Origin of the sequence: Sphingomonas sp. Leaf4 (assembly GCF_920939515.1) — a bacterium.
GTDB lineage: Bacteria > Pseudomonadota > Alphaproteobacteria > Sphingomonadales > Sphingomonadaceae > Sphingomonas.
Genome location: NZ_CAKLBB010000004.1, coordinates 166,195 through 183,732, shown reverse-complemented (window position 1 = coordinate 183,732; position 17,538 = coordinate 166,195). Strand labels below are relative to the sequence as shown.

23 protein-coding genes and 2 tRNA genes are annotated in these 17,538 nt (G+C 67.5%); 15 read left to right on the top strand and 10 right to left on the bottom strand.

Annotated features, from left to right (window positions below; translation table 11 throughout):
* Nucleotides 1-105: 105 nt before the first annotated feature.
* The 4 genes from LRA89_RS07420 (at nt 106) to LRA89_RS07405 (ending at nt 2,626) form a co-directional block, all read left to right on the top strand.
* Nucleotides 106-387 (top strand): integration host factor subunit beta, encoded by a 282-nt coding sequence (locus LRA89_RS07420; RefSeq protein WP_055760438.1) that lies wholly within the window; start codon nt 106-108, stop codon nt 385-387.
* 277 nt (nt 388-664) lie between these two features.
* A tRNA-Leu gene (locus tag LRA89_RS07415) sits at nt 665-750 on the top strand.
* 56 nt (nt 751-806) lie between these two features.
* The gene (locus LRA89_RS07410) at nt 807-2,195 is read left to right on the top strand and encodes an ABC transporter substrate-binding protein (protein ID WP_230769635.1); all 1,389 of its coding nucleotides are present in this window, start codon (nt 807-809) and stop codon (nt 2,193-2,195) included.
* 5 nt (nt 2,196-2,200) lie between these two features.
* Nucleotides 2,201-2,626: a DUF4112 domain-containing protein gene (locus tag LRA89_RS07405; RefSeq protein ID WP_230769634.1), complete on the top strand. Its 426-nt coding sequence runs from the start codon at nt 2,201-2,203 to the stop codon at nt 2,624-2,626.
* On the opposite strand, the gene LRA89_RS07400 is transcribed toward LRA89_RS07405, so the two are convergent.
* From LRA89_RS07400 to aroA, 6 genes are all read right to left on the bottom strand, one after another.
* Nucleotides 2,627-3,346, bottom strand: coding sequence for a ribonuclease T2 (locus LRA89_RS07400; RefSeq protein ID WP_230769633.1), 720 nt, complete (start codon nt 3,344-3,346; stop codon nt 2,627-2,629).
* Nucleotides 3,343-3,777: a hypothetical protein gene (locus LRA89_RS07395; protein WP_230769632.1), complete on the bottom strand. Its 435-nt coding sequence runs from the start codon at nt 3,775-3,777 to the stop codon at nt 3,343-3,345. The genes LRA89_RS07400 and LRA89_RS07395 overlap by 4 nt, the downstream gene beginning before the upstream one ends.
* Nucleotides 3,778-3,814: 37 nt before the next feature.
* On the bottom strand, nt 3,815-4,657 hold the full coding sequence (gene nadC, locus LRA89_RS07390) for a carboxylating nicotinate-nucleotide diphosphorylase (RefSeq protein ID WP_230769631.1): 843 nt from the start codon (nt 4,655-4,657) through the stop codon (nt 3,815-3,817).
* Nucleotides 4,654-5,103 carry a hypothetical protein gene (locus tag LRA89_RS07385; RefSeq protein ID WP_230769630.1) on the bottom strand — a complete coding sequence of 150 codons (450 nt, stop codon included), beginning with the start codon at nt 5,101-5,103 and terminating at the stop codon, nt 4,654-4,656. Before LRA89_RS07385 ends, nadC begins: the two co-directional genes overlap by 4 nt.
* 526 nt (nt 5,104-5,629) lie before the next feature.
* Nucleotides 5,630-6,253 (bottom strand): (d)CMP kinase, encoded by a 624-nt coding sequence (locus LRA89_RS07380; RefSeq protein WP_055759120.1) that lies wholly within the window; start codon nt 6,251-6,253, stop codon nt 5,630-5,632.
* Complete coding sequence (gene aroA / locus LRA89_RS07375; RefSeq protein ID WP_230769629.1) at nt 6,250-7,581, bottom strand: 3-phosphoshikimate 1-carboxyvinyltransferase; 1,332 nt, start codon at nt 7,579-7,581, stop codon at nt 6,250-6,252. Before aroA ends, LRA89_RS07380 begins: the two co-directional genes overlap by 4 nt.
* Nucleotides 7,582-7,685: 104 nt before the next feature.
* On the opposite strand from aroA, the gene LRA89_RS07370 reads away from it, so the two are divergent.
* The 4 genes from LRA89_RS07370 to LRA89_RS07355 all read left to right on the top strand — a co-directional run bounded on the left by LRA89_RS07370 (nt 7,686) and on the right by LRA89_RS07355 (nt 9,376).
* Nucleotides 7,686-8,009, top strand: a complete 324-nt coding sequence (locus tag LRA89_RS07370) for a TIGR02300 family protein (protein WP_056498048.1) — start codon at nt 7,686-7,688, stop codon at nt 8,007-8,009.
* Between the two features lie 122 nt (nt 8,010-8,131).
* Nucleotides 8,132-8,207 (top strand) — tRNA-Ala (locus LRA89_RS07365).
* Nucleotides 8,208-8,439: 232 nt separating this feature from the next.
* A complete protein-coding gene (locus LRA89_RS07360) occupies nt 8,440-9,141 on the top strand; it encodes a Crp/Fnr family transcriptional regulator (protein ID WP_230769628.1) in 702 nt (233 codons plus the stop codon).
* Between the two features lie 82 nt (nt 9,142-9,223).
* Entirely contained in the window at nt 9,224-9,376 is a 153-nt protein-coding gene (locus LRA89_RS07355; RefSeq protein ID WP_230769627.1) for a hypothetical protein, read from the top strand.
* A 12-nt stretch (nt 9,377-9,388) separates the two neighbouring features.
* Here LRA89_RS07355 and LRA89_RS07350 read toward each other — a convergent pair whose 3' ends face one another.
* Nucleotides 9,389-10,684, bottom strand: a complete 1,296-nt coding sequence (locus LRA89_RS07350) for an MFS transporter (RefSeq protein ID WP_230769626.1) — start codon at nt 10,682-10,684, stop codon at nt 9,389-9,391.
* A 129-nt stretch (nt 10,685-10,813) separates the two neighbouring features.
* Here LRA89_RS07350 and pgsA point away from each other — a divergent pair, with 129 nt between their 5' ends.
* From pgsA to LRA89_RS07335, 3 genes are read left to right on the top strand one after another with little or no spacing between them, the layout of a single operon-like run.
* A complete protein-coding gene (gene pgsA / locus LRA89_RS07345; protein ID WP_055759134.1) occupies nt 10,814-11,380 on the top strand; it encodes a CDP-diacylglycerol--glycerol-3-phosphate 3-phosphatidyltransferase in 567 nt (188 codons plus the stop codon).
* Entirely contained in the window at nt 11,380-11,637 is a 258-nt protein-coding gene (gene moaD, locus LRA89_RS07340; RefSeq protein ID WP_230769625.1) for a molybdopterin converting factor subunit 1, read from the top strand. Before pgsA ends, moaD begins: the two co-directional genes overlap by 1 nt.
* Nucleotides 11,634-12,071: a molybdenum cofactor biosynthesis protein MoaE gene (locus LRA89_RS07335; RefSeq protein WP_230769624.1), complete on the top strand. Its 438-nt coding sequence runs from the start codon at nt 11,634-11,636 to the stop codon at nt 12,069-12,071. Before moaD ends, LRA89_RS07335 begins: the two co-directional genes overlap by 4 nt.
* A 51-nt stretch (nt 12,072-12,122) precedes the next feature.
* Here the strand turns inward: LRA89_RS07335 and LRA89_RS07330 are convergent, their stop codons facing one another.
* Both LRA89_RS07330 and LRA89_RS07325 read right to left on the bottom strand, forming a co-directional pair.
* Nucleotides 12,123-12,815, bottom strand: coding sequence for a fasciclin domain-containing protein (locus LRA89_RS07330; protein WP_230769623.1), 693 nt, complete (start codon nt 12,813-12,815; stop codon nt 12,123-12,125).
* Nucleotides 12,816-12,921: 106 nt separating this feature from the next.
* Nucleotides 12,922-13,824, bottom strand: a complete 903-nt coding sequence (locus tag LRA89_RS07325; protein ID WP_230769622.1) for a hydrogen peroxide-inducible genes activator — start codon at nt 13,822-13,824, stop codon at nt 12,922-12,924.
* Between the two features lie 129 nt (nt 13,825-13,953).
* Between LRA89_RS07325 and LRA89_RS07320 the strand changes: the two genes are divergently transcribed.
* On the top strand, nt 13,954-14,496 hold the full coding sequence (locus tag LRA89_RS07320; RefSeq protein ID WP_055759148.1) for a peroxiredoxin: 543 nt from the start codon (nt 13,954-13,956) through the stop codon (nt 14,494-14,496).
* A gap of 108 nt (nt 14,497-14,604) precedes the next feature.
* Complete coding sequence (locus LRA89_RS07315; protein ID WP_230769621.1) at nt 14,605-15,126, top strand: carboxymuconolactone decarboxylase family protein; 522 nt, start codon at nt 14,605-14,607, stop codon at nt 15,124-15,126.
* Between the two features lie 183 nt (nt 15,127-15,309).
* Here the strand turns inward: LRA89_RS07315 and LRA89_RS07310 are convergent, their stop codons facing one another.
* Nucleotides 15,310-16,071, bottom strand: a complete 762-nt coding sequence (locus LRA89_RS07310; RefSeq protein WP_055759154.1) for a sulfite exporter TauE/SafE family protein — start codon at nt 16,069-16,071, stop codon at nt 15,310-15,312.
* Nucleotides 16,072-16,222: 151 nt separating this feature from the next.
* Here LRA89_RS07310 and epsC point away from each other — a divergent pair, with 151 nt between their 5' ends.
* Together epsC and LRA89_RS07300 are read left to right on the top strand one after the other, a co-directional pair.
* Entirely contained in the window at nt 16,223-16,906 is a 684-nt protein-coding gene (epsC, locus tag LRA89_RS07305) for a serine O-acetyltransferase EpsC (RefSeq protein WP_055759157.1), read from the top strand.
* Nucleotides 16,907-17,175: 269 nt separating this feature from the next.
* Nucleotides 17,176-17,517, top strand: a complete 342-nt coding sequence (locus tag LRA89_RS07300; RefSeq protein ID WP_230769620.1) for a DUF2794 domain-containing protein — start codon at nt 17,176-17,178, stop codon at nt 17,515-17,517.
* The last annotated feature ends 21 nt before the right edge of the window (nt 17,518-17,538 follow it).

The window sequence follows — 17,538 nt, the reverse complement described above, 5'->3', positions numbered from 1 at the left end:
AAAGACCAATTGGCAGCGCGACTACATATAAGTTAAGCGTCACAATCGTATAACGGGCGTGGGGCGCGGCCGCCGGGTGATCGGGGCGTGCAAGTCGAGGGCAAGATGATCCGATCCGAACTGGTGCAATTGGTCGCGCAGGATAACCCCGGTCTGCCGCAGCGGGACATCGAACGGATCGTCGCCACCTTCTTCGATTCGATCGTCGAGCGGCTGCGCGACGAAGGCCGCGTCGAACTGCGCGGCTTTGGTGCCTTCTCCACCCGCGCGCGCGACGCGCGCACCGGCCGCAACCCGCGCACCGGTGAATCGGTCGAGGTCGACGCCAAGCGCGTGCCCTATTTCAAGCCCGGCAAGGAAATGCGCGCGCGGCTGAACGTAGCGTAAGGCGGCGGCGGATAGCGGCGCTACCCGCAGACTCGCCGCACGCCGGCCGGCCTTACTGCAAGCAAGGTTCGACGTGACGACATGGGCTTTGCCGCGGCGCGAAGGGGGTCTGGGACAGCCTCCAACGGCACGCGATTTTCCGCCAAGTCATTGTCAAAACCGCTGGCGTATCGCGCTGTCATGCGCGTAGATCGCATGACGTCGGACGGCCTTTCGGTCGCCGGCCGGCTCGACACGGTGACGATCAAGCTGCGCTTGCTCTGCTCTGTGTCAGCGCGCGGACGTGGCGAAATCGGTAGACGCAGCGGACTTAAAATCCGCTTCCCCCAGGGAGTGTGGGTTCAAGTCCCACCGTCCGCACCAACGGCAACCGTACTCGCGACTGGCGGCGGTCCTGCGATCCGTGGCATTGGCATGGCATGCGCTGCCGTATCCTTCTGCCGCTGTTCCTCATGCTCTCCGCCTGCGACCGGGGTGCCGACGATCGGCCGGTGGTGGTCAGCGTCGTGCAGGAGGGCCGGGGTGGCGATGCCGAGCGGGCGGTGCTGCGCGGCGCGGTGGCGCAGGGGCTGGTGCGGTTCGATGCGGCGGGTCAGGTCGAACCGGCGATCGCCGCGCGGTGGAACATGCTCGATGGTGGGCGCAGCTATATCTTTCGTCTGGGCGATGCGACGTGGAGCGACGGGCGACCCGTTACCGCGGGCCAAGTGGTGCAGGCGCTGCGCCATGCGGTGCGGCCCGATGCCGGGCACCGGTTGAGCCCGTTCCTGCGATCGATCGACGAGATCGTCGCGATGACGCCGCAGGTGATCGAGGTGCGGCTGAAACGGCCGAACACCGAATTGCTGACGCTGCTGGCGCAACCCGAACTGGCGGTGATCCGAGGGCCGCATGGCAGCGGACCGCTGCGCCGGTTGCAGCGCGCGGGCGTGTGGCTGCGCGCGCCGGCCGATCCCGACGCGCCGCCGCCGGTCGCCGCCGACGAAATCCGGTTGCGCGGGGAACGGGGCAGCCGTGCCATCGCGCGGTTCGTCGAGGGGCGCTCCGATCTGGTGCTTGGCGGGGGCGTGGCCGACTGGCCGATCGTCCGCGCCGCCGCGCCGACGCCGGCGGACATCCGGGTCGATCCGGCGCGCGGGCTGTTCGGCTTCGCCTTTGCCGCGCGTAGCGGGTTCCTGTCGCAGCCGCTGGGGCGTGCGGCGGTGGCGATGGCGTTGCAGTCGGGCGAACTTCCGGCGGCGATCGATGCAGGGTGGGGTGGGGCGACGACGGTGCTGCCCGAACGGCTCGATTCGGCGAGCGATCCGGCGTTGCCGCCGTGGCGGAACCTGACGACCGAACAGCGTTGGCAGACCGCGCGGGCGCAGGTGGCGGGGTTCGCGGGGCCGGTGAGCGTGCGCGTGGCGCTGCCCGACGGGCCGGGGGCGACATTGCTGTGGGGGCGGACGGCGCGGGCGCTTGCTCGGATCGGCATCGCGGCGCGGCGGGTGGCGATCGATGCGCCGGCCGATCTGCGGCTGATCGATCAGGTCGCGCCCTATGACAGCGCGCGCTGGTATCTCGCCAATGCGTGCCGACCCTGTTCGATCGAGGCGCTGACGCTGATCGCCGGCGCGCGCGATGCCGCGACGCTGGAGGTGCGTGCCGATCGGCTGGCGGCGGCGGACGCGGCGCTGGCGGCGGATGTCGCGTTCGTGACGCTTGCGCGGCCGTGGCGCTGGTCGCTGGTCGCGCGGCGGCTGGGCGCGTTTCAGACCAATGCGCGCGTGGTCCATCCGTTGAACCATCTGCGTCGCGATCCCAGATAGGGCGCATGGCCAAGCCGACCCGCATCTCGCCCGACATGTTCGACCGCATCGCCGGACACCTCGACCGTGATCCTGCCGCCGTTCGCCGCCGGGTGGTGGCGATCGAGCGGCTGATGGAACGATCGATGACGTTGCCCGGCACGAATCAGCCGGTGGGGCTCGATTTCCTGCTGAACCTGATTCCCGTGGTCGGCAGCTTCATCGGCGCGGCGATGGGCAGCTATATGCTATGGGAAGCGCGCAATCTGGGCATGTCGAAGTGGCAGATGACGCGGATGGCGGGCAATGTCGGCGTCGACTGGGCGCTGGGCGCGATTCCCTTGGTCGGGGCGATCCCCGATTTCTTCTTCCGGTCGAACACGCGCAATCTGGCGATCATCCGCAAGCATCTCGACCGCCACCATCCCGCGACGGTGACGGTCGAACGGTAATCATCCCGCGTCGCGGCCACCGCGCCAGATCTTGATCGGGGTGGCGGGCGTCACGCCGCCCTGATGCGCCGGGCAGCGGGCGAAGCGCCGTCGGGTGTCGAGGCACAGCCATACCTCGTCGAGCCAGCCGCGCTGGTTGGTGGTGATCCGCATCGAATCGGCCGTGATACCCGGATTGGCGCGGGCGATGGCGGTGGCGAACTGCCCGGCGGTGAGGCCGGGGCGGCGTGACAGGGCCATCATGTCGGGAAAGCGCAGCCGCTGGAACAGCGCGCGCGATTCGTTGAAATAGGCGATCGGGGTCACGCCCATGCAGGTGCCGTGCTTGGCATATTCATGCTGGAGCAGTTGCGCCGAGGGGGTGACGCACAGGTTCTGGCGGATCACCGCGTCGGGCAGGATCGGCGCGACGCTGCAATATTGCGGCCATGTCTTGCCCGTGCCGTCGGGCCACAGGCCGTGGAGGGTGAAGCCGAAGCGGTTGTCGCCGCCGCACTGGAAGCCATCGCGCGCATTGTCGCGGCGGGTGCGGCAATATTCGGGGCTCCACGTGATCGCGAGCGTGTAGCTGCCGATCGGCAGGACCCGGCGCGGTTGCCGGGGGCTGGGGCCGTCGGGGCGGGGGCGTTCGACCTGCGCGGGGGCGCTGCACTGGAGCGTTTGCGCCCCGGCCAAGGCGGGTGCCAGCAGTGCGGCGAGGGTGAGCGCGAGGCGCTTCATGCGACGTCCTCCGGGTAGGTGTGGTCGAACCATGGCCGGGCGTCGCGGCGGAACAGCGCGATGACCGCGATCAGTTGCAGGACGACGGCGACCATCCGCAGGATGCCGGTCGTGTCGCTCGCCACCGTGCCCGACGAGATGCCCAGCAGCAGGCTGCCGAGCGACAGCGCGGTGAAGGCGGTGACGATCCATTTGGCGACCGTGCTGCCGCGTCTAGCGACAAGATACCACAGCAGTAGCGAGATCAGGACGCCCGCTCCGGCAAAGATCGCCGCCAGCACGACTCCCGCCGAGCGGACCGGCGCGAACGACGGATCGGTTTCGATCATCGCCATCAGTTGCGGCCATTGCAGGATCGTGCCGATCAGGCCGACGACGATCGCCAGCAGATAGAAGCGATCGAACCGGACGATCGAAGCCGGACGCACCATGTGCGCTTTCCCCAAATGATTCGTGATGCCGCCCGGGTTATGGGGCGTCGAGCGTGAAATCCAGCCCGATATCGGCTGCCGGGGCGGATTGGGTGAGGCGGCCGACGCTGACATAGTTCACGCCGGTTTCGGCGATGGCGCGGATCGTGTCGAGCCGGACGCCGCCCGACGCTTCGGTGGGCACGCGCCCGGCGACGCGCGTCACCGCTTCGCGCAGGGTGGCGGGAGCCATGTTGTCGAGCAGCAGATGGGTGGCGCCGGCGGCGATGGCGGGGTCGATCTGGTCGATCGAATCGACCTCGACGATGATCCGTTCGATCCCGGCGGCGACCGCGCGGGCGGTGGCTTCGCCGACCGATCCGGCGACGGCGATGTGGTTGTCCTTTATCATCGCCGCGTCCCACAGCCCGATGCGGTGGTTGGTGGCGCCCCCCATGCGGGTGGCGTATTTTTCGAGGCGGCGGAGACCCGGAATGGTCTTGCGGGTGTCGAGCAGCGTCGCGCCGGTGCCCTCGATCGCGGTGACATAGGTCGCGGTGAGCGTCGCCACGCCCGAGAGATGCTGCACGGTGTTGAGCGCCGAGCGTTCGGCGGTGAGCAGCGCGCGGGCGTTGCCGCGCAGCCGCAGCAGGGCGGTGCCGGCGGCGACCCGGTCGCCGTCCGCCACCAGCGGTTCAAGTTCGGCCGAGGGGTCGAGATGGCGGAAGAAGGCGGCGGCGATGTCGAGGCCGGCGACGGTGATCGCGTCGCGGCTGTCCATGACGCCCGAGAAGATCGCATCGGCCGGGATGACGGCGGCGGCGGTGATGTCGCCCGCCTCGCCCATATCCTCGGCAAGCGTGGCGCGAATGAAGGTGGAGAGGTCGAAACCGGGGATCATCGGTATAGGTCCTTCGTATCGGTTTGGGCGGTATCGGCCAAGGCCCGGGCGGCGGCGATATCCTCCGGGGTGTAGGTGGCGATGCGCCTGCCATGGTGTTCGGCATATCGTCTGGGCAGGAGTTTTACCCGGCCATCCGCCTTGCCGCTGCGGCTGTCGCGCAGGTCGCCGCGGAATCGATCGATCGGTAGCGCATACACCGTATAGCTACCGCCATCATCCTCGACCGCGACCAGCGCAATCGTGATGCGCTCGAGCATCGCGGTGGTGATGCCGAACGAGGTGTTGGCGTGACGGCAGGATTTGATGACGGCTGGCTGGCCCTGCCAGTCGACCTCGTTCGATCCCGCGCGTCGCTGCCTTGCGGGCAGGAGATGCGCGATTGCCCGTCCCATCGCGCGGCCATAGGCTGCTGCCTCGGCACCGCTTTGCCGATCCTGTGGCATGTCGCTCGCTCCTGTCCTGCCGCGATATCATCGGGTTTTGCGCCGGCCGTTTCGGGCCAAAGTTTACAAAGTTTACACTAGTGGCGCTTGTCACTGTGTCTGTTTCCCCGCCGGTCGACGATGCGCGATGCCAGAGCAGATCGACTTTCAGCCACTGCCCTGGCCTTTAGTCGTTCCCGAGCAGGCAGGAACCCATAGATGCAATGGGTCCGATTCTATCGCCGGCATCTGCGTGTATGGATCCCCGCCTGCGCGGGGATGACGCGGAGATTCGAGGGCAAATTTCTCCTGTCGAAATTGCGTATCGATCCCGCTTAGGGCGGCGGGCCGGTGTAGGAAAGGCTCCGCCCGGAATGGAGCGACATTCAGTGAGGCGGCTGCTTTCTCCCCTCCCTGACAAGGGAGGGGGCGGGGGTGGGTGGGCCGGTTGTGGAACGCACACATTCCCTCACGAGCCGACCCACCCCTAGCCCCTCCCTTGTCAGGGAGGGGAGAAAGCAGCCGCCTTGTTCAATCTCGACCGAGCCTATTTCGCCCGCTGCCCCTCGACGATGGCGATGGCGCGGTCGACCGCGGCGTCGATCGAGAGGAAGCTGGTGTCGAGCGGGGCGGCGTTGGCGGCCATCACCAGGGGCGCGGTGCTGCGGCCCGAATCGCGCTCGTCGCGGGCGCGGATGTCGGCCAGCACGCGGTCGTAGAGCGTCGTGGGATCGGTTTTCAGCAGTTCGGCATGACGGCGCTTGGCGCGGATCGACGGGGTGGCCTTCACGAACAGCTTGGCATCGGCATCCGGCGCGATGACCGTGCCGATGTCGCGCCCGTCAAGCACCGCGCCGCCCGGTTGCTGGGCGAAGCGGCGCTGGCGGTGGAAGAGGGCGGCGCGCACCAGTGGGTGGGCCGAGACGATCGAGGCGGTCTTGCCGGCGTCGTCGGTGCGCAGCCAGGGATCGTCCAGCAGCGTGTCGGGAAAGTCGCATGCCGCCACCCCGTCCGCCTCGCGCGTCGGGTCCATCCCCTCGCGCAGCACGGTCGCGGCGACCGCGCGGTAGAGCAGGCCGGTGTCGAGGTGCGGCAGGCCATAGTGGCGCGCCAGCGCGCGGGCGATGGTGCCCTTGCCCGAGGCGGCGGGGCCGTCGACCGCGATAATCACAATGGTGCGCCAAGGCCACGCAGCAGCGTGGTGAAGGTGGGAAAGCTGGTCGCCACCGGGGCCATGTCGTCGATGGTGACGGGTTCGCGGCTGACGAGGCCGGCGACGACGAAGCTCATCGCGATACGGTGGTCGAGCTTCGCGGCGATGGTGCCGCCGCCGGGCAGCGGATCGCCGCCGGTGCCGTCGATGATGAGGCCGTCCTCGGTCTCCTCGACGGTCGCGCCGATCGCGCGCAGCCCTTGCGCCATCGTCGTGATACGGTCGCTTTCCTTGACGCGCAGTTCTTCGAGGCCCCGGGTAACGGTGCGGCCCTTGGCCAGTGCGGCGGCGACGAACAGGATCGGAAATTCGTCGATCATCGCCGGGGCGACCGCCGGATCGACGTCGATCCCGGTGAGCGCGGAGGCGCGGACGACGAGGTCGGCGACCGGCTCGCCGCCGACGTCGCGCGGGTTTTCAAAGGTGATGTCGCCGCCCATCGCGCGCAGCACGTCGAACAGCGCGGCACGGGTGGGGTTCAGGCCGACGTTGGTGATCGTCACGTCGCTGCCCGGCACCAGCAGCGCCGCGACGACCGGGAAGGCGGCCGACGACGGATCGCCCGGCACCACGATCGTCTGCGGCTTCAATTCGGCTTCGCCATGGAGTTCGATGACGCGGCCCTTCGGCGTCTGCTCGACGGTGAGCTTCGCGCCGAAACCGGTCAGCATCCGCTCGCTATGGTCGCGGGTCGGCACCGGCTCGACGACGCGGGTGATGCCCGGCGTGTTGAGCCCGGCGAGCAGGATCGCCGACTTCACCTGCGCCGAGGCGACCGGCAGGGTATAGTCGATCGGCACGGCGGGCACGATGCCGCGCAGCATGAGGGGGAGGCGACCGCCGGGGCTGGCGGTGATCTCGGCACCCATCTGGCCGAGCGGATCGATGACCCGGCCCATCGGCCGCTTGCTGAGCGAGGCGTCGCCGACGAAGGTCGCGGTAATCGCGTGGGAGGCGACGAGGCCCATCAGCAGCCGGGTGGAAGTGCCCGAATTGCCCATGTCGAGCTGCGTGGCCGGTTGCAGCAGCCCGCCAACGCCGACGCCGTCGATCGTCCAGACTCCGTCGGCCCCGCGCACGATCTGCGCGCCCATCCAGCGCATCGCGGCGGCGGTGGACAGCACGTCCTCCCCCTCCAGCAGCCCGGTCACGCGGCTGGTGCCGACCGCCAGCGCGGAGAGCATCAGCGAGCGGTGGCTGATCGACTTGTCGCCGGGAACCGGGGCAGTGCCCTTGAGCGGACCGCTGGCGGCGACGGCGAGGGGGGTGGGGGTGGTCGCGTGCATCGGGCGCGGCTTTGACAGCGCGTGCCCGCTATGGCAAGGCGCTGCCCGATGCGGGGCTGATAGCCCCCTTTTTTTACACAGCACCGAAAGGTTTGGGGCTACCCATGGTGAAGCCGGAATGGGGTACGAAGCGTACCTGCCCGAAATGCGCGACGCGCTTCTATGATCTTGGCAACGACGAACCCGTCACCTGCATCAACTGCGGCGTGCACTGGACCCCGGAACCGATCCTGAAGTCCAAGCAGCCGATGCCGTTCGAGCAGGTGAAGCCGGGCGTCGAGAAGGAAGGCGCGAAGGACGCCGATCTGGGCGACGATCTGGACATCGAGGGTGACGACGAGCCGTCGGCCGACGACGATGTCGACCTGGGCGGTGACGACGATCTGGGCGTCGACACCACCGACGAGGACAGCGACGCCGAGCGTTGATGTTTTTTCGGGGCGGCAGGCGCAAAAAGGCGCTTGCCAAACCGGCGCCCTCCGCATAGAGGGCGCTCCTCCCCGACGGGGACGCGACCGCCGCCGACCAGCAGCGGTGTCGTGAAAAGGATGGGGCCGTAGCTCAGCTGGGAGAGCGCTGCAATGGCATTGCAGAGGTCAGGGGTTCGATCCCCCTCGGCTCCACCAATTCTTTCAAGAACCCCGCAGCGATGCGGGGTTTTTTGTTGTGGATGGCAGGCCGGGTTCCGGCGCAAGGCATTGATTTATCCCTGTTATCCGATGGTTGGCGGGTCGGCGTGACCGATCGGAAAAAGCGATGAATTTTCGCCGCTTAAACCAGTATATCGTGCGGTCGCGGAACAGCCGTTAGCTGACGTGCCCTATGACCGGGGCCAATATCGTACCGCGGCGCACAAGATTGCACGCCTATTCAGGACTGAACGATGCCGATCGCCGGCAGATCGACACGCTGCTCGACCAGCGGCGACAGGTAGTGCCCGCGCGGCGCGACGTGCTGGGCGAGGGCGAGGTGCCGCGCTTCGTCCATGTCGTGCTGGAGGGGTGGGGCTGTCGCTATCGCCAGATGTCGGACGGGCGGCGGCAGATCCTGTCGGTGATCCTGCCGGGCGACGTGTTCGACGTGACCGGGCAGGTGGCGATCCGCATGGATCACGCGATCGGCGCGATCACGCAGATGACCGTCGCCGAAGTATCGGCGGAGGCGCTCCACGACCTGCAACTGCATGTTCCGGCGGTGGCGCAGGCGGTGCGGTGGAACGGCCATGTGACGACCGCGACACACCGCGAATGGATCGTGAGCCTGGGGCTGCGATCGGCGCGCGAGCGGATCGCGCAACTGTTCTGCGAGGTCTATTTCCGGCTGAACCTGATCGGCCTGTGCCCGACGCAGGCGTGCGAATTTCCGCTGACTCAGGCCGATGTGGCGGATGCGACCGGGCTGACCCCGGTTCACGTCAACCGGATGGTGCAGGAAATGCGGCGCGACCGGTTGATCGAATGGGCGGGCAAGTCGCTGACGATCCTCGACCTCGATGCGCTGTGTGAGATCGCGCAGTTCACGCCGGCCTATCTCCATCTGGAACATGCCGTGCCGGCATGAGACGGCGGCTGTCCCGGAACTGGACGATGGGCGCGTATTTGGGGCGGGGCGAAATCGTAAACGGATTGTTAACGATGTCGCCATGCTACAGCGCTCCCCCCGCCGCCACCCGTTCCGCAGCCGCTTGGTCGGGGAGCGCGTCGAAACCGCCGTCCGCGCGGGCGACGACGATCTGAAGCTGTTCGCGGTGAGCTTCACCGCGTTCTTCATCTGCTTCTACACGTTCCTGCTGTAGACCCGGTTCGGCCTATTTTTCCTCGCAGGCGCGGTGCAGGCGCCATGCGAGCCATGCCGAGATCAGGCACATCGCCGCCACGATCAGCAGCATGTCGATCGGCCCGAGGCCGGCCGAGGTCAGCAGGATCACCCCGACCGCGCCGAGCGACATCGACGCGCAGTTGACGACGTTGTTGGCGGCCACCGTCCGCGCGGTCTGGTCCTTGGTCACGGTGGTGGTCAGGAAGGCGTAGAGCGGCACCACGAACATGCCGCCGAAGATCGCAATCATCGCCAGCGTGAGCAGCACGAACAGCGACTGCGGATGGGTCACGAACGCCCATGCGCCATAGAGCGTGCCGGCCGGCGCCGGGGTCCACGCACGCGCCTGAAGCGCGAAGGCCAGTACGCATACCGCCATCGCGATGACCGACGCCGGCGAATATCGCGCCGAGATGCGTCCCTTGAGCATCGCGTTGATGATGACCGACCCTATCGCCACGCCGATCGAGAAGATGGCGATGGTGAGCGAGGCGACCTGCTTGTCGGCGGTCAGCACGTTCTTCACCAGCACCGGGAAGATCACGATCAGCACCGACCCGATCGTCCAGAAGAAGCTGATCGCGACGATCGCGAGGAACAGGCGGCGGATGTGCATCGTCGCCGCGATCAGGTGCCACGACGCGGTCAGGGGGTTGTAGTTGATTGTCAGTTCGGGGCCGCTGCGCGGGGCGGGGGGCACCATCCGCCCGGTGAACCAGCCGAGGATCGCGACGACCACGACGAGCCCCGCCGCCCATTCGACGCTGACCCAGCCGGCGACGATCGTGCCGGTCAGCACCGAGAGATACGTCGCGGCCTCGACCAGCCCGGTGCCGCCCAGCACCTGATCCTCCTTCAGATGCTGTGGCAGGATGGCGTATTTGATCGGTCCGAAAAAGGTCGAATGGACGCCGAGCAGCACGACGGCGCTCAGCATCATCACCACGCCCACCGTCGGATGGCCGCCGCGCGCGACGAGCATGCCCGCCGCGCCGTACAGCATGATGCCGATCTCCACCGTCTTGACGATGCGGATGATCTTCGCCTTGTCGTGGTTGTCGGCGAGCTGTCCCGACAGCGCCGACAGGAGTACGAATGGCAGGATGGCAAGGCCGGTGGCCAGTGCGTTGAAATTCTGTTCGCTCGCCGGATCGCCGAACAACTGGTACGTCGCGAACAGCACCATGGCGTGCTTGTAGAGATTGTCGTTGAACGCGCCCAGAAACTGGGTGGCGAACAACGGCAGGAAACGGCGCTGCGTCAGCAGGCCCAGCGCATTGTTCATTCTGACTTCCTGGCCCGGAACGGGAGATCGCGCAGGCGGTGTAGCCGAGCGTGGGCCGCCGCTTCAATCGCCGATTATCGTGAGCCTTGCCCTTGGCGGGATTTCAAACAGTCTCTAAGGCATGGGCCAGTGCTGACGCTTCCCAACATCCTGACGCTGTCGCGTATCTTTGCGGTGCCGCTGCTGGTCGCGCTGCTGTGGTGGCCGACGTGGCAGGCGGGCTATGCCATCGCCTTCGCGCTGTATTGCCTGATGGGCATCACCGATTATTTCGACGGCTATCTGGCGCGCGCGCAGGGGACGGTGTCGAAACTCGGCGTGTTCCTCGATCCGATCGCCGACAAGATCATGGTCGCCGCCGTCATCCTGATGCTGGTCGGCACGCGGCACGACGTGGCGATCATCACCGGTATCCACCTGATCGCCGCGCTCGTCATCCTGCTGCGCGAAATCGCGGTGTCGGGGTTGCGCGAGTTCCTGGCCGGCATTCAGGTGTCGTTGCCGGTGTCGAAGCTCGCCAAGTGGAAGACGACGCTGCAACTGGTGGCGCTCGGCGCGCTGATCCTCGCCGGGGCGGTGCCGCAACATGGCTTCGTCCATGTCACCGGGCTGATCTGCCTGTGGGGCGCGGCGGCGCTGACCGCGATCACCGGCTGGGACTATCTGCGGGTCGGCCTGAAGCACATGGACAGTTGATGGCGATCGACGTGTTGTATTTCGCATGGGTCCGCGAATCGATCGGGACCGGGGCGGAACGGGTCGAGGTCCCGGACACGGTGACGAGTGTCGCCGGCCTGATCGACTGGCTTGCCGTCCGAAGCGAGGGCCACGCCACTGCCTTCGCCGACCGCGACCGGTTGCGCGCGGCGGTGGATCAGGTGTTCGTTAGCCTTGACACCGCGATCGCCGGTGCGCGCGAGGTCGCGATCTTTCCACCGGTGACGGGCGGATGATCCGGGTGGTGGTGCAGGAAGCACCGATCGACATCGCCGCCGAACACGCCGCCGCCGAAGCGCCGGACGCGGGTGCGGTCGCGACCTTCACCGGGCTGGTGCGCGGCGACGACGGCGTCACCGAACTGGCGCTGGAACATTATCCCGGCGCGACCGAGCGCGCGCTGGAAACCCTGTGTCACGAAGCGGTCGACCGCTGGAGCCTTGCCGGGGCGACGATCATCCACCGCGTCGGGCCGATGGTGCCGGGCGACCGGGTGGTGTTCGTGGCGACGACCGCGCGGCATCGCGGGGCTGCGCTGGACGCCTGCGCGTTCCTGATCGACCGGCTCAAGACCGGGGCGCCGTTCTGGAAGCGCGAACGGCGTGGCGGCGATGCGCGCTGGGTGGAGGCTCGCGCCGGCGATGATGCGGCGGCGGCGCGCTGGAACTGAAACGGGGCCGGCACAAGGCCGACCCCGTCCTGTACGCCAAAGCCTGGGGTCTTAGCCGAGCTTGGGGGCCAGCACGCCGTTCACGACATGAACGATACCGTTCGACTGGTTGACGTCATATTGCGTGACATAGCTCTTGCCGCCGTTGACGTCGGTCAGCACCAGCGCGCCGTTTTCCAGCGTGGCCTTCAACGGCTGACCTTCGACCGTGGTCAACGTGGCGGTGCCGCCGCCAGCTTCGATCTGCGACTTGAGCGCCGCCGAGTCGAGCTTGCCCGCGACGACGTGATAGGTCAGCAGCTTGGTCAGCGACGGCTTCTGCTCGGGCTTGAGCAGCGTGTCGAGCGTGCCGGGGGCGAGGCGGCCGAACGCTTCATCGGTCGGGGCGAACACGGTGAACGGACCCGGACCCGACAGTGTCGCGGCCAGACCGGCGGCCTGCACCGCCTTTACCAGTGTGGTGAGGTTGCTCGCCTTCGACGCATTGGCGACGATCGTCGCAGTGGGCAGCATCGGCGCGCCGCCGACGATGACCGGTGCGGCATTGGCGGTGACGCCGGCGTCGACCTGCGCGCCGGTCTGGACCGTGCCGAGCGGCGTGCGGACCGTGGCGGTGGTGCCGGTGCGGGCACCCGTGGTCGCGGTGGTGCCGGGCTGGGCCGGCTGCGGCGTGGTCGTCTGGGCATGGGCGACGCCGGCCAGCGACAGGGCGAGGGCGGCAGTGGAAATCGAAGCGCGAATCATGGGAATCTCCCGTGGCTGCGTGGAAATGGACGCGGTGCGCCGATGGCACCGACGCGGGAAATACGGTTGGCTTGGCCGAACGGTTCCCTCGCGCTCCTAATCCAGATCAACCGCGCGCGGCGGCGAGCACCTCGGCGAGCAGGCGGAAGTCGCGTTCGCGCGGCGAGGCGCGCCGCCATACCAGCGCGATCCGGCGCGAGGCATGGTTCGATTCGATCGGCCGTGCCATCACCCCGGTATTGTCGAGGATACCGGCATCGATCGCCATTTGCGGCAACATGGTGGTGCCCAGCCCGTTGTCGATCATCTGCACGATGGTGTGGAGCGATGTGCCCATCATCATCGCCTGTCCCCGCGTTTCGGGGTGTTCGCAGGCGCGCAACGCATGGTCCTTCAGGCAATGGCCGTCCTCGAGCAGCAGCAGCCGTTCGGGGTCAATATCCTCGGCGACCAGCGACCCGGCGGGCAGCGCCGGTTCCCCCTGCGGCACCGCCAGCAGCAGCCGGTCGTCGAACAGCGGGGCCACCTCCACCTCGCCGCAGCCATAGGGGAGGGCGAGCAGCACGCAATCGGTGCGGCCGTGGTGCAGCCCTTCGCACGCCGCCGCGCTCGGCTCCTCGCGCAGATAGAGTTTGAGGTCGGGATAATCGGCGCGCAGGCGCGGCAGCAGGCGCGGCAGCAGGAACGGCGCGATCGTCGGGATCACGCTCATCCGCAGATCGCCCGACAGCGGCCGGCCGGCGGCGCGCGCCATGTCGGTCAGTTCCTCGGCCTCGCGCAATACCTTGCGCGCCTTGTCGACGATGCTCTCGCCCAGCGGCGTGAAGCGCACGACGCGGCGGGTGCGTTCGACCAGCGTGATGCCGATCAGCGTTTCCAGTTCGCGGATGCCCGCCGACAGCGTCGACTGGGTCACGAACGATGCCTCGGCGGCGCGCCCGAAATGGCCCGCGTCGCGCAGCGCGACCAGATATTGAAGCTGTTTGAGCGTCGGCAGGTAGACGGACATGCCAGCCTATTTATCGGCTGCGTCGATCAATCCCAAGGGCAATTTCGATTGGAACGGTCCATGGCGGACCCTATATCGCGTTGCAGCAATTCATGGTGCCGCAACGCACCACAACGAAAGGGCCACCCGATGCTGACCGTAGGCGATACGCTCCCCGATTTCACCGTTCCCGTCCAGCAGGGCACCGACGCGCTGCCCGCCGGCGAGACGCTCCGCCACGATGCGTTTCCCGGCAAGTGGAAGGTGCTGTTCTACTGGCCGAAGGACTTCACCTTCGTCTGCCCGACCGAGATCGTCGGCTACAGCGAGCTGAAGGACGATTTCGCCGATCGCGACGCCGTGCTGATCGGCGCGTCGACCGACACCGCGCACGTCCACCTCGCGTGGCGCAAGTCGGACCCCGATCTGGCGGCCGCCGACTTCCCGTGGATCGCCGACAATGGCGCGGTGCTGGCGAGCAAGCTCGGCATTCTCGACAAGAACGAGCATGTCGCGTTCCGCGCGACCTTCATCATCGATCCCGACAACGTCATCCAGGCGGTGCAGGTCAACGGGCTGAACGTCGGCCGCAACCCGCAGGAGACGCTGCGCGTGCTCGACGCGCTCCAGACCGACGAGCTGTGCCCGTGCAACTGGAACAAGGGCGACGACGTCCTCCAGGTCGCGGCCTGATTTTGGCGGGGCGGGCCGAGGTCCGCCCCACTCTTCGACACCCCAGCGCAGACCCGGCCCTTGCGCCCGGTCGGCTGGGGTGTTGCGTATCTGACGGAGATTACTTCCATGTCGCTCAAGGAATTCGCATCGGCGCTGCCCGATTTCGCCAAGGACATTCGGCTGAACGTCGGATCGCTGCTGAACGAGACGGTGCTCGATCCACAGAAGAAGTTCGGGACGATGCTCGCCTGCGCGCATGCCACCGGGTACAAGCCGCTGGTGGATGCGGCCGAGGCGGAAGTCGCGGACAAGCTTTCGCCCGAGGCCGCCAATGCGGCGCGCGCGGCGGCGGCGGTGATGGCGATGAACAACGTCTATTACCGCTTCGTCCACCTCGCGAAGAACAAGGAATATGGCAATCTTCCCGCCAAGTTGCGGATGAACGTCATTGCCGCGCCGGGGATCGAGAAGGTCGATTTCGAGCTGTTCAGCCTCGCGGTATCGGCGATCAACGGCTGCGGCATGTGCATCGACGCGCATGAGGACGTGCTCAAGAAGCACGGCGTGAAGGCCGAGGTCATTCAGGGCGCGGTGCGGATCGGCGCGGTGTTGCAGGCAGTGGCGTCGGTCCACGCTGCGGTCGCGTAAAGGAAGATTGGTTCACGCGGAGGCGCGGAGACGCGGAGGGGTTGTGGCTTGTGTGACCTGCCACCTCTCCAGGAACGTCACCCCAGCGCAGGCTGGGGTCTTCCGCGGCTCCTGTATCACGCCAGCCGATAGAGACCCCGGCCTGCGCCGCGGTGACGTTTCTTGGGTAGGGCGCTGCTGCCCTTACGCCAGCGCCTTGTACACACTGTAGGCACTGGTGATCGTCAACACGATGCCGACGAGGATCAGCAGCGTGCGCGCCGGCACGCGCTTGGCGATAATCGCGCCGAACGGGGCCGCGAGGATGCCGCCGATCAGCAGGCCGCTGACCGCCGTGGTGAAGGCGGCGACGCCGAGGTGGATCAGGAAGGTCAGCGATACCGACAGCGTCAGGAAGAATTCGACGGTGTTGACCGTGCCGATGGTGGTGCGCGGGGTCGATCCCTGCACCAGCAGGTTGGAGGTGACGACCGGTCCCCAGCCGCCGCCGCCCGCCGCGTCGAGGAACCCGCCGATCAGCCCCAGCGGGGCGATGACCTTGGGTTCCTTCGGGGTCGGCGGATGGCGCAGGCCGCGCCACAGCAGATACACGCCGATCAGCGCGAGATAGGTCATCACGAACGGTCGCGTCACCGATGCGTCGATCGTCGAGAGCAGATACGCCCCGGTCACGCCGCCGGCGATTCCGGGCAGGACCAGCCGCCAGAACAGTTTCCAGTTGACGTTCCGGTGGAGCGCGTGGCTGATCCCCGACACGCCGGTCGTGAAACATTCCACCAGATGGACGCTGGCCGAGGCGGTGGCGGGCGGCACGCCCAGCACGCTGATGAGCAGGGTCGAGGAAATCACGCCAAACGCCATGCCGAGCGCTCCATCGACGATCTGGGCGGCGAAACCGGCGGCGATGAATTCCGCAAGGCGCGCCCAGTCCAGGTTTTCGAGCATCCGGTGTCCTTCAATGTCGGCGTATGCGCGGCCCGTGATGACGGCAAATGGCAATTCCGACAAGATAGCTGGGGTTTGTTACGCCTACAGCATGGCTTGGCGATGGGCGGCAGCGCTCCTACATGACCCTGACGTGAGAAGGGGACTGCCCATGACGGCGCGGCTGTTGCGCTATCTCGATTCGATCAAGGCGCGCGATCCCGCGCCCCGGTCGCGGCTCGAGATTATGACCTATCCCGGCGTCTGGGCGCTCGTGTATCACAAGATCGCCCACCGGCTGTTCAAGCGGCGGTGGTATTTCGCGGCGCGCGCCGTCAACCACTGGTCGCGCTTCCTGACCGCGATCGACATCCATCCCGGCGCCACGATCGGGCGGCATTTCTTCATCGACCACGGCTTCGTCGTGATCGGCGAGACGGCGGAGATCGGCGACGACGTCACCATCTATCAGAATGTGACGCTCGGCGGGACCAGCCCCGACAATGGCGTCGCGGGCAAGCGCCATCCGACGATCAGCGACGGCGCGATCATCGGGTCGGGCGCGCAGGTGCTGGGGCCGATCGTGATCGGGCCGCGCGCGCGCGTCGGCGCCAATGCGGTGGTGACGAAGGACGTGCCCGAGGCGACGACCGTCGTCGGCATCCCGGCACGTCCGACCGTGGTCGAGGGCGGGCAGGCCGGCAATCCGCGCTTCGTGCCCTATGGCACGCCGTGCCGCGAGATGTTCGATCCGCAGACCCAGCGGGTCGAACTGCTGCGCTGCGAACTCGAATCGCTGCGCAAGCGGCTCGACGAGGTACTCGCCGAACAACAGGACCGCCGCGACCGCGCTTAGGGTCTGTCCTGCGGAGATTGAAGCGTCGTGACGGAGCCGATTTTGATCCGGGGCAAGAAGCGAGGAGCGGAGCGATGCCATTGCATCGTGACCGACGAGCGACGCCGTCCCGGATCAAAATCGGCCCGCCGCAAGGCGGTTGCCCTGTCGTGCCCGCCGGCTGCGTCGCAGGACTTGCAGGTAGCGCCGCTACCTGCTGCGGCCCGCTCCTTGCCGGACGAACACGACAGGGCAATCACGACACTTCAATCTCCGCAGGACAGACCCTAATGGGCACCATTACCCCCTTTCCTGCGCAGCGCGCGCCGGGTCAGGTCGGCTTCGAACGCGCCGAGCTGACCCGCATCCTCGACCTGTACGGCCGGATGGTCGCCGCCGGGCACTGGCGCGACTATGCGATCGATCTGGGCAAGGACGCGGCGGTGTTCAGCGCGTTCCGCCGGGCGACCGAACGCCCCGAGTTCCGCATTGAGAAGCGACCCGGCCTGCGCAACAGGCAGGGCATGTGGGCCCTGGTCGGCGAAGCGGGCGCGGTGGTGAAGCGCGGCCATGAGCTGGGACCGGTGCTGGCCCCGGTCGAGCGGCGGCTGATGAAACTGGTCGACGAATAAAAAACGGCCCCGGTCGCCCGG

Bases quoted from the DNA above. Each gene is read 5' to 3' on its own strand.
- aroA (WP_230769629.1), bottom strand. From the start codon at position 7,581: ATGCACGCGACCACCCCCACCCCCCTCGCCGTCGCCGCCAGCGGTCCG.
- LRA89_RS07315 (WP_230769621.1), top strand. From the start codon at position 14,605: ATGTCGCTCAAGGAATTCGCATCGGCGCTGCCCGATTTCGCCAAGGAC.
- LRA89_RS07355 (WP_230769627.1), top strand. From the start codon at position 9,224: ATGCTACAGCGCTCCCCCCGCCGCCACCCGTTCCGCAGCCGCTTGGTC.
- LRA89_RS07420 (WP_055760438.1), top strand. From the start codon at position 106: ATGATCCGATCCGAACTGGTGCAATTGGTCGCGCAGGATAACCCCGGT.
- LRA89_RS07350 (WP_230769626.1), bottom strand. From the start codon at position 10,684: ATGAACAATGCGCTGGGCCTGCTGACGCAGCGCCGTTTCCTGCCGTTG.
- nadC (WP_230769631.1), bottom strand. From the start codon at position 4,657: ATGATCCCCGGTTTCGACCTCTCCACCTTCATTCGCGCCACGCTTGCC.
- LRA89_RS07325 (WP_230769622.1), bottom strand. From the start codon at position 13,824: ATGTCCGTCTACCTGCCGACGCTCAAACAGCTTCAATATCTGGTCGCG.
- moaD (WP_230769625.1), top strand. From the start codon at position 11,380: ATGGCGATCGACGTGTTGTATTTCGCATGGGTCCGCGAATCGATCGGG.
- LRA89_RS07395 (WP_230769632.1), bottom strand. From the start codon at position 3,777: ATGGTGCGTCCGGCTTCGATCGTCCGGTTCGATCGCTTCTATCTGCTG.
- LRA89_RS07310 (WP_055759154.1), bottom strand. From the start codon at position 16,071: ATGCTCGAAAACCTGGACTGGGCGCGCCTTGCGGAATTCATCGCCGCC.
- LRA89_RS07385 (WP_230769630.1), bottom strand. From the start codon at position 5,103: ATGCCACAGGATCGGCAAAGCGGTGCCGAGGCAGCAGCCTATGGCCGC.
- LRA89_RS07335 (WP_230769624.1), top strand. From the start codon at position 11,634: ATGATCCGGGTGGTGGTGCAGGAAGCACCGATCGACATCGCCGCCGAA.
- LRA89_RS07410 (WP_230769635.1), top strand. From the start codon at position 807: ATGCGCTGCCGTATCCTTCTGCCGCTGTTCCTCATGCTCTCCGCCTGC.
- LRA89_RS07400 (WP_230769633.1), bottom strand. From the start codon at position 3,346: ATGAAGCGCCTCGCGCTCACCCTCGCCGCACTGCTGGCACCCGCCTTG.
- LRA89_RS07405 (WP_230769634.1), top strand. From the start codon at position 2,201: ATGGCCAAGCCGACCCGCATCTCGCCCGACATGTTCGACCGCATCGCC.
- LRA89_RS07330 (WP_230769623.1), bottom strand. From the start codon at position 12,815: ATGATTCGCGCTTCGATTTCCACTGCCGCCCTCGCCCTGTCGCTGGCC.
- LRA89_RS07320 (WP_055759148.1), top strand. From the start codon at position 13,954: ATGCTGACCGTAGGCGATACGCTCCCCGATTTCACCGTTCCCGTCCAG.
- LRA89_RS07300 (WP_230769620.1), top strand. From the start codon at position 17,176: ATGGGCACCATTACCCCCTTTCCTGCGCAGCGCGCGCCGGGTCAGGTC.
- epsC (WP_055759157.1), top strand. From the start codon at position 16,223: ATGACGGCGCGGCTGTTGCGCTATCTCGATTCGATCAAGGCGCGCGAT.
- LRA89_RS07370 (WP_056498048.1), top strand. From the start codon at position 7,686: ATGGTGAAGCCGGAATGGGGTACGAAGCGTACCTGCCCGAAATGCGCG.